General features: G+C 74.2%; 12 protein-coding genes. 1 reads left to right on the forward strand and 11 read right to left on the reverse strand.

Going from position 1 to position 11,659, the window contains the following annotated elements; all coding sequences use genetic code 11:
* Positions 1-27: 27 nt before the first annotated feature.
* The 9 genes from HNR13_RS01085 to HNR13_RS01125 form a co-directional block, all read right to left on the reverse strand.
* Positions 28-441, reverse strand: a complete 414-nt coding sequence (locus HNR13_RS01085; RefSeq protein WP_179604049.1) for a hypothetical protein — start codon at positions 439-441, stop codon at positions 28-30.
* Between the two features lie 115 nt (positions 442-556).
* Entirely contained in the window at positions 557-979 is a 423-nt protein-coding gene (locus HNR13_RS01090) for a hypothetical protein (RefSeq protein ID WP_179604050.1), read from the reverse strand.
* A 37-nt stretch (positions 980-1,016) separates the two neighbouring features.
* Entirely contained in the window at positions 1,017-1,490 is a 474-nt protein-coding gene (locus tag HNR13_RS01095) for a GbsR/MarR family transcriptional regulator (protein ID WP_179604051.1), read from the reverse strand.
* 8 nt (positions 1,491-1,498) lie between these two features.
* The gene (locus HNR13_RS01100) at positions 1,499-3,196 is read right to left on the reverse strand and encodes an ABC transporter permease (protein WP_179604052.1); all 1,698 of its coding nucleotides are present in this window, start codon (positions 3,194-3,196) and stop codon (positions 1,499-1,501) included.
* Positions 3,193-4,137, reverse strand: coding sequence for an ABC transporter ATP-binding protein (locus tag HNR13_RS01105; RefSeq protein WP_179604053.1), 945 nt, complete (start codon positions 4,135-4,137; stop codon positions 3,193-3,195). Before HNR13_RS01105 ends, HNR13_RS01100 begins: the two co-directional genes overlap by 4 nt.
* A gap of 86 nt (positions 4,138-4,223) precedes the next feature.
* Positions 4,224-5,375 (reverse strand): hypothetical protein, encoded by a 1,152-nt coding sequence (locus HNR13_RS01110; protein WP_179604054.1) that lies wholly within the window; start codon positions 5,373-5,375, stop codon positions 4,224-4,226.
* Between the two features lie 106 nt (positions 5,376-5,481).
* On the reverse strand, positions 5,482-6,243 hold the full coding sequence (locus HNR13_RS01115; RefSeq protein WP_343063392.1) for an HNH endonuclease family protein: 762 nt from the start codon (positions 6,241-6,243) through the stop codon (positions 5,482-5,484).
* Positions 6,240-6,866 carry a hypothetical protein gene (locus HNR13_RS01120; protein ID WP_179604055.1) on the reverse strand — a complete coding sequence of 209 codons (627 nt, stop codon included), beginning with the start codon at positions 6,864-6,866 and terminating at the stop codon, positions 6,240-6,242. The genes HNR13_RS01115 and HNR13_RS01120 overlap by 4 nt, the downstream gene beginning before the upstream one ends.
* The gene (locus HNR13_RS01125) at positions 6,863-7,636 is read right to left on the reverse strand and encodes an MBL fold metallo-hydrolase (protein WP_179604056.1); all 774 of its coding nucleotides are present in this window, start codon (positions 7,634-7,636) and stop codon (positions 6,863-6,865) included. The genes HNR13_RS01120 and HNR13_RS01125 overlap by 4 nt, the downstream gene beginning before the upstream one ends.
* 68 nt (positions 7,637-7,704) lie before the next feature.
* On the opposite strand from HNR13_RS01125, the gene HNR13_RS01130 reads away from it, so the two are divergent.
* The gene (locus HNR13_RS01130) at positions 7,705-9,039 is read left to right on the forward strand and encodes an MATE family efflux transporter (protein WP_179604057.1); all 1,335 of its coding nucleotides are present in this window, start codon (positions 7,705-7,707) and stop codon (positions 9,037-9,039) included.
* A 7-nt stretch (positions 9,040-9,046) separates the two neighbouring features.
* Here HNR13_RS01130 and HNR13_RS01135 read toward each other — a convergent pair whose 3' ends face one another.
* Both HNR13_RS01135 and HNR13_RS01140 read right to left on the reverse strand, forming a co-directional pair.
* The gene (locus HNR13_RS01135; protein ID WP_179604058.1) at positions 9,047-10,255 is read right to left on the reverse strand and encodes an amidohydrolase; all 1,209 of its coding nucleotides are present in this window, start codon (positions 10,253-10,255) and stop codon (positions 9,047-9,049) included.
* A 292-nt stretch (positions 10,256-10,547) separates the two neighbouring features.
* Positions 10,548-11,615, reverse strand: a complete 1,068-nt coding sequence (locus HNR13_RS01140; RefSeq protein WP_179604059.1) for a substrate-binding domain-containing protein — start codon at positions 11,613-11,615, stop codon at positions 10,548-10,550.
* Between the last annotated feature and the right edge of the window lie 44 nt (positions 11,616-11,659).

The following is an 11,659-nucleotide window of genomic DNA, read 5'->3' on the forward strand; positions in this document are numbered from 1 at the left end:
CCAGCCTACGGCGCGGCCGCCCGGCTGTCAGGTGCGCGCGCCGCCGCTGACGCGCGGGCGTGGGCGGAGGCACGCGTACGAGTTGAGGAACAGCGCCGCCAGGAGGAGCTCGGCGACGATCGAGACCGTTCCGGAGAGGCTGCCGTAGCCCGCGAGGGAGAAGCCGACGTTCACCACGGCGAGGACCGCGTAGCCCGAACCGACGAGCAGCGACAGCAGCGGCCGGTTCGTCATCCGCCACCACGGCCGCGCCGCGCTCACCGACTCCCCCGGGCCGCGGAACACGCGCGTCGCGAAGTACCAGCCGGCGACCTGGAGCACTGTCAGCACGATGGAGGCCGCCTCCGAGTGGAGCGCGTCGAACAACAGCACGAGCACCACGTCGACGGCGAGCAGCACCGCGACCACGAGCGCCTTCTGCGCCGGAGTGGTGAAACGCATGGATCGGTCCCCCTGGGTGAGTCGATCACTAGCATTTCAGATGTCGACAGCGGTGGAGGCCAGGCACGCCGGTCGCCGGACGGATCCGCGGCTCCGTATGCTCGCCGATCCCCCGCTACGGCTCGATGAGCAGGCTGCCGCGAGACAGCTCGAGGACCACCTCGTCGTCGATCGACGTGCGCGCCGAGCGCACCCGGTCGCCCAGCAGCTCCGCGAGCCGGACCCGGTATTCGGCGTGGCCGAATCGGAGCACTCGGTTGCCGACGACGAGCGCGGGCCACCGGGTCAGCGTGACCACCAGGCGCAAGTCCTTCTCGAACTCGAGCTGCGGGTCCGAGCCGTCGAAGGTCACCCGGGAGAGGACCGCCCCGTGGAGCTCTGCGAGATTGTTGGTGGTGCCGACGGACCAGGCCGCCGAGCGGGCCCGCGCCGATGCGGCCCGGGTCCCTCGCCGGCGCTCCACCACGATCCACACCACGATCGCGATCACCGACGCGGCGGCGAAGGCCACGCCGAGCCACAGATATCCGGTCGGCACGACGATCAGGATACGGGCGCGGTGCTGATGGGGGCCGCTACGCGTCCCGCGCCGCGCGGATCTGCTCCCACTCGTTGAGCATGTCGGGCAGGCGGTCCCGCATGAAGCGGTAGAAGCCGGCCATGTCACGCAGGCGCTCGGTGGCGGGGTCGTCCGGGTCGTCGATCGCCGCCAGGCCGGCATCCGCCTGGTCGGCGAGGACGCCGTAGATCGGGCTGTTGCGGACCATCAGCGCATACCAGTCGGCGGGCATCTGGTAGAGGTCGCGGCGGCTGCCGTTCTGGGAGAGCCGCCGCACGATCCCGAGGGTCTGCAGGTAGCGGACCGCGCCGGAGATGGCCGCGGCGCTCACGTCCAGCCGCTCGGCCAGCTGCGCGGCCGTGAGACCGGCCGAGTCGGTCACGGTGAGCGCCATCAGCACCCGGGCGGGCATCTTCGGGAACCCCGCGGCGGTCAGCACCGCCGCGGAGTGCTCCATCATCTCCGTCAGCGCCCGTTCGTCCCTGGCCATTCCCGTCCCTACCCGATCGCGAAGTCGCGGCGGCGGATCAGCACCGCCGAGGCGGCGAGCGCGACGATCGCGATGCCGAACATCCAGTATCCACCGGTCCAATCGACCTTCCCGACGACCACGGGCGCGTCCGCGAACGGGGAGACGTGCCGCAGCCAGTCCGGGAGCTTGATCAGGGCGCCGAAGATGCCGATGAAGGCCCCGGCGCCGAGGGCGGCCCAGCCGACCGGGACGGTCCAGCTCGGCAGCACCACGAACACCAGCGTCAGCACGCCCAGGTAGACCAGGGCCACCGGGAACTGCGCGGCGGCGGCGGCGAACGCGTCGTTGAAGCTCGACGCCTTCTCGCCGGCCGCGATGGCAGACAGCCCGGCGGCGAGGGCCGCGGCCACCAGCACCAGCACGATCGCGATCAGGCCGACCAGGACGAAGTCGAACAGCCAGCGCACGCGGGAGACCGGAGTCGCCATCATCACCTCGGCCGAGCCGCCGACCTCCTCCTGCCGCAGCCGGATGACCGCCTGCACCGCGCAGGCCGCGGCGAGCACGCCGACGATCGACATGATCGCGGAGAGGAACAGCGCCGTCATCGGTCCGGAGCCGCCCGCGCCCAGGTGGGCGACGGCATCCCGGATGTTCGCCAGGTTGGGGTCGTTGGCGATCGAGGAGCTGACCACGCTGCCGAGCGCCCCCGCGAGGACACCGGTCAGGAGGCCGCCGACCGTCCAGCCGAGGATCGTCGGCCACTGCAGGCGCCAGGCGAGCCCCAGCGGGCCGTTCAGCGTCGGCAGCGCGTCCGCGCGCCCCGCGCGCTCCGGGACGATTCCCGCGCCCGAGTCGCGCACGGCCTGGAGGCCGAACACGGCGGCGATGAGCACGACGGCGAACCCGAGCTGCAGAAGCAGCGGCGTCCAGTCGTTGCGCACCCACGGGGAGAACTGCTCGCCCCAGCCGATCGGGCTGAGCCAGGTGGGCCAGCCGGACACCATGGTCGTCCCGCTGCTCGTGACCGTGCCGATCGCGTCGCCGATCCCGCGCAGCACCCAGGCCAGCACGACGACGGCGGAGGCGTATCCATTGGCGCCGCGGGAGGTGCTCATCACCTGCGCGAGCAGGAGGCCGACCGCGAGGAAGGCGATGCCCGCGCCGCCGACCGCCGCGCCGGCGACGAGCGAGCCGTACGCGGGCAGGCCCGCCGCCATGAAGCCGAGCGCGGTCGCGAGCGCCAGCACGATGTCCGCGAGGACGCCGTGGACGACCGTGGCCACGGTGGGCGTCAACCGCGCCGCCGGGGTGGAGCCGATCAGCTCGGCGCGGCCCGACTCCTCCTCCGCGCGCGAGTGCCGCACGGCGAGGAAGGTGTTCATGAGGCCGGCGAGCAGCGCCAGGAAGGTGTAGATCTCGAAGAAGGTGACCGCGGCGAGTCCGGTCCCCTGCGGCAGCCCGCGGAGGACGAGGACGGTCGGATTGGCGATCGCCAGCCGGATGAGCTCCTCGCGGCCGGCCGCCGACCCGTAGGTCTGGACGATGCTCGCGGCCGAGAACAGCGCGAGGAAGGCGATGGAGAGGATCCAGATGAGCAGCTGCCAGCGGTCGCGCCGCAGGCGCTGACGGAGCAGGACCCCGAGGGTCGCGACGCGTCCGCGCTCGGGGACCGCGGTCTGCCCGGCCCGCGCGGCCGGGCGGTCGGTGGTCGTGGTGCTCATCGCCCCTTCGCCTCCGCCTCCAGCTTGTCGACGCCGGCCAGCTCGTCGCCGTAGTGGCGGAGGAACAGCTCCTCCAGGGACGGCGGCGCGACGGTCAGGCTCTTCACGTTCAGCTCGGCGAGCGCTGCGAGGACGGGTGCGAGGCCGTCGCTGTCCGCGGTGAACTTGATCCGGCCGTTGTCGGTGCGCAGGTCGTGGGCGTCGGGGATGCGCGCGAGCTGTGCGTCCGTCGTGCCGTCCTCGGCGAACGAGACCTCGGTGCGGGTCAGGTGGCGGAGCTCGTCCAGCGTGCCGGACTCGACGGTCTTGCCCTCGCGGATGATGCTGACCCGGTCGCAGAGCTGCTCGACCTCCGAGAGGATGTGGCTGGAGAGCAGCACGGTCGCACCGTCCCGGGAGATCCGGGCGATCTCGGCGTTGAAGGTGGCCTCCATCAGCGGGTCGAGGCCGCTCGTCGGCTCGTCGAGGATGTACAGGTCGGCCGGGGTCGCGAAGGCGGCGACCAGAGCGACTTTCTGGCGGTTGCCCTTCGAGTAGGCGCGCCCCTTCTTGGTCGGGTCGAGCTGGAAGACCTCGATCAGACGCTTCTTGCGCTCGGCGTAGGCGGCCTTGTCGGCGGTGCCGCCGCGCAGCCGGGCGAGGAGGTCGATGGCCTCGCCGCCGGACAGGTTCGGCCAGAGGCTGACGTCGCCCGGGACGTAGGCGATGCACCGGTGGAGTGCGACGGCGTCCCGCCAGGGGTCGCTGCCGAAGACCCGAGCCGAGCCGCCGTTGGAGCGGGCGAGGCCCAGGAGGATGCGGATGGTCGTGGACTTGCCTGCGCCGTTCGGCCCGAGGAAACCGTGGACTTCGCCCTCGCTGACGGTGAGGTCGAGTCCGTCGAGTGCCCGGACCCTGCCGAATCGCTTCTCGAGGCCCGCGGCCTCAATCACTGTGGTCATGGCGTGACTCTACGCGCGTTTCAATAATTTGTGAAAACTTCTAACAGAATCTTTACGCGTGTCGCCGGCCGCCGATGCTTGTCGCGTCAGGTCGGGATGCACTGCAGATCGTCGATGCCCGCGTACGGGTGCGTGGACGCCGTGTCGGGCACGGTGTACGTGTACGGGACGCCCGCCTTCAGGGTCACGGTCTCGGTGCGCTGGTCGATCGAGTCGCCGTCGACCGTGTCGGCGAACCCGACCACCACCTCGGCGCCCGGGCAGTCGCGCTGCGAGGTGAGCAGGAAGGTCCACCCCTGCTCCGGCTGGATGGTCACGCCGTCGATGACGTAGCTCTCGCTCCCGCTGGCGGACGGCGACGAGGTGGAGGGCGCGGCGGCCGAACCGTGCTGGGAGGCGTCCGAGGCGCCACGGTGCGCGCTCCCGACGACCGTCAGCACGACGACGAGCAGGAAGACGAGAAGCGCCGCGGTGCCGCCGAGCGCGATGCCGATGATCCCGCCGGTGGACAGGCCCCTGCGCGGCGGGGTCGGGGCGGCGGGATAGCCCGCGTACGGCGGGTAGCCCGGGGGCGCGTAGCCGGGGGGCGCGTAGCCGGGAGGCGCGGGGACGACGGGCTGCTGGCCGAAGCGCTGCTCGGGGAAACGCTGGGCCGGCTGAGGTGGCTGGGCGCGGTATGCGGGCTGCGCGGGGTAGCCGGGGTAGCCGGGCTGCGCGGGGTAGCCAGGCTGCGCGGGGGCGCCGGGCTGCGCAGCAGGGGCGGGCTGCGCGGGGGCCCCAGACTGCGCGGCAGGGGCGGGCTGCGCGGGGGCGCCAGGCTGCGGTGCCACGCCAGCCTGCGGCGGGGCGACGGAGCCGGCAGGCGTCGAGTACCCGGCGGCCGACGGCGGCACGGAGCCCGGCTGGAGCGGGTACCCCGTCTGCGACGGCGCCGCGGGACGTGCCCAGGCGTCAGCGGACGAATGCGCCCCGTTCTGCGGGACGCCGGGCGCGCTCTGCGCACCTCCCCCAAGCGCGCTCTGCGGAGCTCCGCCGGGCGCGCTCTGCGCACCTCCGCCCTGCGGCGGCTGCCAGCGGACGCCGGCGAGCAGCGCATCCCGAGCCCGCGTCAGGGCGTCGACGGCCGCGGTGTCGCTCTCCGGGACGGCGGCGACGCGCGCGGCGTACGCCTCCTCGATCTGGGCTTCGGTCGCGCCGTCGGGGAGTCCGAGGAGGCCGGCCGCCTCGGCGGGCGTCACGGTCGCCCCGCGGCGGCGCCGGACCGAAGGCGGATCGTGCGCTCTGGCTGCTGCATGCGTTGATCGTAGCGGCGTCCACGGCGCCCGGCACGCGGCGACGCGACGGTCAGCAGGCGGCCAGGATGCCCTTCAGGGCCGCGCCCTCCGCGGGCGTCACCCACAGGCCGTACTTCGCCTTCACCGCGACCTGCCGGGCCGCGTACTCGCAGCGGAATCCGCGGTTCGGCGGCAGCCACGTGGCGGCGTCGCCCGCGCCTTTGGCCTGGTTGGTGGCGCCGTCCACGGCCAGGAGTTCGAGCGGGTCGTTGGCGAGCCGGACCCTCGCCTCCTGAGTGAGGCCCTGCGCGCCGGTCTGCCAGGCGTCCAGCAACGCCACGACGTGGTCGATCTGCACGAGGGCGGAGGTCTGCACGCCGCGCGTGAACGCGATGCTCCGGCCGGTGTAGGGGTCGTCCAGGGTGCCGGTGAGGACCTTGCAGTCCGTGCGCCGGGTCACGCCGGCGAGATCCCGGGCGAGGATGTCGTCCCGGGTGTCGCAGCCGTTCCCGTCCACGTCGAGCCAAGCCTCCCCGAAGCGCGCGACACGGTCATAGCCGGTCGCGGGGGCGCGGCCCTTCACCGGGAGCTGCGCCAGCGCGGCACGCGCTCCGGCCGCGTCGAGCAGGCCGTCCGCCGCGCGGGCGCCGGCCGGGGAGGCGAGCGTGGAAGGGTCGGAGGACGCGACGGACGACGACCGATCCGCGGGTGCGCCGCCGGCACCGCCCCCGGTCAGCGCCGCATACCCTCCTGCGCCCGCCAGGACGACCAGCAGGGCGACGACGACCGGCAGCGACGCCGGCCCGCGGCGCCGCGTGGAGGCGCGGCTCACAGGAAGGAGTCGTCGGTGAGGCCGCGGTGCAGGCCGCGCCGGGAGATGTGGACGCCGGGGCGCTGCGCGGTGGCGATCTCGCCCAGCTCCCGCATCACCCGGCCGAAGTACGGCGCGGCGGTCGCGTTGCGGTAGGCGCCCGGGTTGAGGTCGGCCTCGTTGCGCAGCCGGATCTCGGCGCGCGCCGCCTCGATCGGGGCGATGATCTTTGCTCCGCTGCGGTAGCGGATCAGCCGGTGCACCCACTGGTCCAGCGCCTCCGGGAGACCCGTCGGGACCCGGTCGTGCTCGGCCGCGAGGGAGGTGCGCTGGGCGCCGGCGCTGTCCGGCGCGGTCGCGTAGCGCTCACGCGCGGGCTGGTCCTGCGAGCGCCGCTCGGCGCGCAGCACCGAGAGGAGGTCGTCGCTGCGGTTGGCCTGCTGCGCGAGCACGCCCAGCGCGTCGAGGGCGGTGGCGTACTCCTCCTCGTAGCCGGAGTAGTCGGCCGGGTGCGCGGACCGGTCGTGCAGCAGATCGGTGCGGGCGGAGGCCGCCTGCCCCTTGGTGAGCACCGTGCGCCCGTTGCGCACCCGCTCGAGCCGCCAGGACCAGGTGGACAGCAGTTCCGGCATCAGGTGGCTCATGCCTCCACTGTAGGAACAGCCTCCGACACCGGGCCGACCGACACGACGTCGCCCGGACGGGCCGGAGCGATGGGCCCGTCGTAGTTCCCTGCGGCGCGCCGGACGGCCTCCGCGGGGTCCAGGCCGAGGGCGAGGTGGGTGAGCAGGAGGCGTCCGGCGCGCGCGTCCGCGGCGAGCGCGCCCGCGTCCTCCGGCGTGAGGTGGCTGCCGTCCGGCCGGTCGGCCCCGGCCTCCGAGAGCAGCAGGTCGCACCCGCCGGCGAAAGCGACGAGCCCGGGCGACAGGGTCGCGTCGCCGGTGTAGACGAGGGAGGCGTCCCCGGCCCGCGCCCGCAGCGCCCAGGCGGGGACGTCGTGCGGCACGGCCTCCCAGTCCAGTTCGAGGCCGCCGATGCGCAGGCTCCGGCGGTCGGCGAGGGACGCGAACGCGAACACCCGGTCGAGCTCGGGGCCGGCGCCGGGGCCGAGGAACCCGACGAGCCGCCCGCGCAGGTCGGCCGGGCCGAGCAGAGGCAGCGGCGGCCGCGGCGGGAGGTCGCCGAACGCGAGCGCGTAGTAGAGCGGGAGCAGGTCGGCGGTGTGGTCCGCGTGCGCGTGCGAGATCCAGAGCGCGTCGAGGTCGGCGGGCGAGCGGTGCCGCTGGAGCTCGGCGAGGCTGCCGGGCCCGGCATCCACCCAGACGGCGGCGCGGCCGTGCTCGAGCAGGTAGCCGGAGCAGGCGGCCTCCGGGGTCGGGTAGTGGCTGGCGGTGCCGAGGACGGTGAGGCGCATCCGGCGATGCTAGCGGGCGGACCTCCCGCACGTCGTGTGTCGCACGCCCGCGGTAGCGTTGTCGGGCCGTGAACGTCCTCCCCCGCCGCCCGCTCGACCGCGAGATCCTCCGTCTCGCGGTGCCCGCGCTCGGCGCGCTCGTGGCCGAGCCGCTGTTCCTGCTGGCCGACTCGGCGATGGTCGGGCACCTGGGAGTCGCGCCGCTCGCGGGACTGGGGATCGCGAGCGCCGTCCTGCAGACCATCGTCGGCCTGATGGTGTTCCTCGCGTATTCGACGACCCCCGCGGTCGCGCGGAAGCTCGGCGCCGGGGACGAGCGCGGGGCGGTCGGCGCCGGGGTGGACGGGAGCTGGCTGGCGCTCGGCCTCGGCGTCGTGCTCGCGGCGGCGGGCTGGGCGGCGTCCCCGGTGCTGGTGGGACTGTTCGGGGCGTCCGCCGAGGTCGCGGCGCAGGCGGAGACCTACCTGTCGATCTCGATGCTCGGCCTGCCCGCCATGCTGCTCGTGTTCGCCATGACCGGGCTGCTGCGCGGCCTCCAGGACACCCGCACCCCGCTGGCGGTCGCGGTGGCCGGGTTCGGCGCGAACATCCTGCTCAACTTCTGCTTCATCTACCTGGCCGGCCTCGGGATCGCGGGCTCCGCGCTCGGCACGGTCGTGGCGCAGTGGGCGATGGTCGCCGTGTACGCGGTCATCGTCGTCCGGCACGCCCGGCGCGTCGGCTCGCCGCTGCTCCCCCACCACGCCGGGATCGGCCGCACCGCCCGGGCGGGAGGCTGGCTGTTCGTCCGCACGGCGAGCCTGCGCGCTGCCATGCTGCTGGCGGTGTTCTGCGCGACCCGGCTCGGCCCCGGTGAGCTGGCCGCGTTCCAGGTGACGATGACCGTCTTCGCGACCCTCGCGTTCGCGCTCGACGCGCTCGCGATCGCGGCGCAGGCGCTGGTGGGCAAAGGACTCGGGGCCGGCGAGCTGGACGACGTGCGCCAGGTCCTCCGCCGCTGCGTGCAGTGGGGACTCGGGGCGGGGGTGGTGCTGGGAGCGGTGACCGTCGCCCTCAGTCCGGTGGCCGCCGGCCTGTTCACGAGCGACCCGTCGGTCGCCGCGCTGCTGCCGCCCGCGCTCACGATCATCGGCGTGAGCGCGCCGCTGGGCGGGTATGTGTTCGTCCTCGACGGCGTGCTGATCGGCGCCGGCGACGCCCGCTACCTCGCGCTGACGGGGGTGCTCAACGTCGCGGTGTTCGTGCCGTTGGCGCTCGCGGCGGTCGCCTGGGGGCCGCCCGGCGCGGGCGGGCTCGCCTGGCTGACCGCCGCGTTCGCGTTCGGCTACCTCGGGGCGCGGGCGCTGACGCTCGGCCTGCGGGCGCGCACCCGGGCGTGGATGCGGGTGGGGGCGGTGCGGTAGCGCTGGCTCACGCCAGCCACTCGCGCGCCGCCGCCACCAGGGCGCGGACGCCCGTGTCGATGGTCGGCTGCGGCACCGGCGCGAAGAACGGCGAGTGGTTGGACGGGATGTCGGTTTCGACTGTCCCGGCAGCGATCGCCGCGCGGACTCTCTCCGGGTCGCCGCCGCCGAGCAGCCAGTAGACGAGCGGGACGCCCGCGGCCGTCGCCAGGTTGCCCACGTCCTCGCTGCCGGACAGCGCACCCGGCTCCAGCACGGCCTCCTCGCCGAACTCAGCCGCGAAGGCCGCGTTGACGCGTGCGGTGGCCTCCACGTCGTTCACCGTGACCGGGTAGCGCTCGCCCCAGTCCGTGGTGGGCTCGTGCGGCGAGCCGCTCGCCTGCAGTTCGGCGCGGAGGATGCGGTCCACCCCGTCGAGCACCCGCGCACGGACGGCATCGTCGAAGCTGCGGACGCTGATCCCCAGGGTCGCGGACGGCGCGATGATGTTGTTCTTCGTCCCGGCGTGGAGGGTGCCGACGGTGACGACCGCGGTGTCCTGGGGCGCGATCTCCCGCGACACGACCGTCTGCAGCCGCATCACGGCGGACGCCGCCATGACGACGGGGTCGATGGTGGTCTCCGGCCGGGAGCCGTGGCCGCCGCGGCCGTGCAGCGTCACCTCGAACGCGTCCACCGCGGCCATCGCGGCACCGGGATGCGCGCCCGCCATCCCGGCCGGGAACGGGGTGACGTGCTGGCCGAGGACGATGTCGGGGGCGGGAACCTTCTCGTAGAGGCCGTCCTGCACCATCACCTCGGCGCCTCCGCCGTGCTCCTCCGCAGGCTGGAAGACGGCGACCAGCGTGCCCGACCAGTCGTCGGTGGTCTCGGCGAACCGCTCGACGGCGCCGAGCAGGCAGGTGATGTGGATGTCGTGGCCGCAGGCGTGCATCACCGGGACCGGGTTGCCGTCGTCGCCGGGCGCGGTCTGCGTCGACGCCCACGGCAGGCCGGTCTCCTCCCGCACGGGCAGGCCGTCCATGTCGGCGCGCAGGAGGACGGTCGGCCCGTCGCCGTTGCGCAGCACCCCCGCGACGCCGGTGCGGCCGATGCCGGTGTGCACCTCCAGGCCGAGGGCCGACAGCTGCTCGGCGACGATGCCGGCGGTGCGATGCTCCTGGAACGAGAGCTCGGGATGGGCGTGGAGGTCGCGGTAGAGGGCTTCGAGGTCCATGGACCCACCCTATGCGGGCCGGGGTGGAGGGGTTTGCGGGGGCGTGTGTCGGCAACGGAGGAGATCCCGGGCGACACGCCGGGCGGACGCAGGCTGCGGAGGAGATCCGGGATGGGAGCGACTGCATGTCCTCCGCTCTCCGCGGCGCCGGCATCGTGGCGAGCGCGGCTGGCGGTGGCGTCGGCAACGGAGGAGATCCCGGGCGACACGCCGGGCGGACGCAGGCTGCGGAGGAGATCCGGGACGGGAGCGGCCGAATATCCTCCGCTCGCGACGACTCCGGGCGCCCGCGCTAGGCGCGCGGCTCGGCGGTGGTGTTGCCGCGGTGGAACTCGCTTGTGAAAGAGGTGGGGCGCGGCGGGCGGCCCTCCAGCATCTCCACGATGGCGTGGCCGGCGGCGCGGCCCTTCTCGACGGCGGGCTGGACGAGGGTCGTGAGGTCGTAGGGCCAGAGGCCGTCCACCCGGACGCCGTCGAAGCCGACCACGCTGAGGTCGGCCGGGACCTCTAGGCCGAGCTCCTCCGCCGCGCGGATCACCCCGGCCGCCAGCAGGTCGCTCTGGGCGATGATCGCCGTCGGCCGCCGCGACGGGTCGGAGAGGAGGGCGACGCCCGCGATCCGGCCCTCCTCCACGAACGAGCCGCGCGTGGTCCAGCCGCCCGCGTCCGGGAACACGTCCCGCGCGCCGGCCAGGCGCTCGGTGGCGGTGGTGGAACTGCTGCCGCCGACGAGCGCGGGGGTCAGCGGCCCGCGCGCCCGGTCCCGCGTGAGCGGCAGCGTGACCAGCGCGACCTCCCGGTGGCCGAGGTCGTGGAGGTGCTGCGCGGCGAGGCGGGTGGCCTCCCGGTTGTCCTGGCCGATGGAGGGGACGTCGTCCGCCGGGTCGCCCTCGATCGCGACGAGCGGGATGCCGCGCTGGCGCAGCATCGCCACCGACTCGTCCAGGCGGGGGCTGCAGCCGACGAGGACGACCGCGTCCATCGGGGCGTCCTCGATGCGCTGAGCGGTGTCGCCCGCGTCGGTGAGGATGAGGAGGCCGGCGTCCACCGCGGCGATCTCGTCGGAGATGCCGTCCAGGAGCGCGATCTTGATCGGGTCGCGGAAGGCGTCGCCGACCCGCTCCTCCATGACGACCCCGACGATCCCGGACCGTCCGCGCCGCAGCGACCGCGCACGCGGGTCGGGGCCGGCGTAGTTGAGCTGCTTCGCGGCGTCGAGGACGCGCTCGCGCGTGGCGTCCGAGACGGGGCCGGTGCCGGAGAAGGCGAGCGATGCGGTGGAGTTGGAGACACCGGCCAGGCGGGCGACGGCGGCCAGAGTCGGCCGGGCGCCCGCGAGGGGTGTGCTGCTGTCGTTCACGTGTGATAGCTTAGTCGAATCGTTTCGATCGAAACGATTCGAGC

This window comes from Leifsonia shinshuensis (assembly GCF_013410375.1).
Classification (GTDB): Bacteria; Actinomycetota; Actinomycetes; order Actinomycetales; family Microbacteriaceae; genus Leifsonia; species Leifsonia shinshuensis.

Bases quoted from the DNA above. Each gene is read 5' to 3' on its own strand.
- HNR13_RS01120 (WP_179604055.1), bottom strand. From the start codon at position 6,866: ATGAGCCACCTGATGCCGGAACTGCTGTCCACCTGGTCCTGGCGGCTC.
- HNR13_RS01125 (WP_179604056.1), bottom strand. From the start codon at position 7,636: ATGCGCCTCACCGTCCTCGGCACCGCCAGCCACTACCCGACCCCGGAG.
- HNR13_RS01135 (WP_179604058.1), bottom strand. From the start codon at position 10,255: ATGGACCTCGAAGCCCTCTACCGCGACCTCCACGCCCATCCCGAGCTC.
- HNR13_RS01095 (WP_179604051.1), bottom strand. From the start codon at position 1,490: ATGGCCAGGGACGAACGGGCGCTGACGGAGATGATGGAGCACTCCGCG.
- HNR13_RS01085 (WP_179604049.1), bottom strand. From the start codon at position 441: ATGCGTTTCACCACTCCGGCGCAGAAGGCGCTCGTGGTCGCGGTGCTG.
- HNR13_RS01105 (WP_179604053.1), bottom strand. From the start codon at position 4,137: ATGACCACAGTGATTGAGGCCGCGGGCCTCGAGAAGCGATTCGGCAGG.
- HNR13_RS01100 (WP_179604052.1), bottom strand. From the start codon at position 3,196: ATGAGCACCACGACCACCGACCGCCCGGCCGCGCGGGCCGGGCAGACC.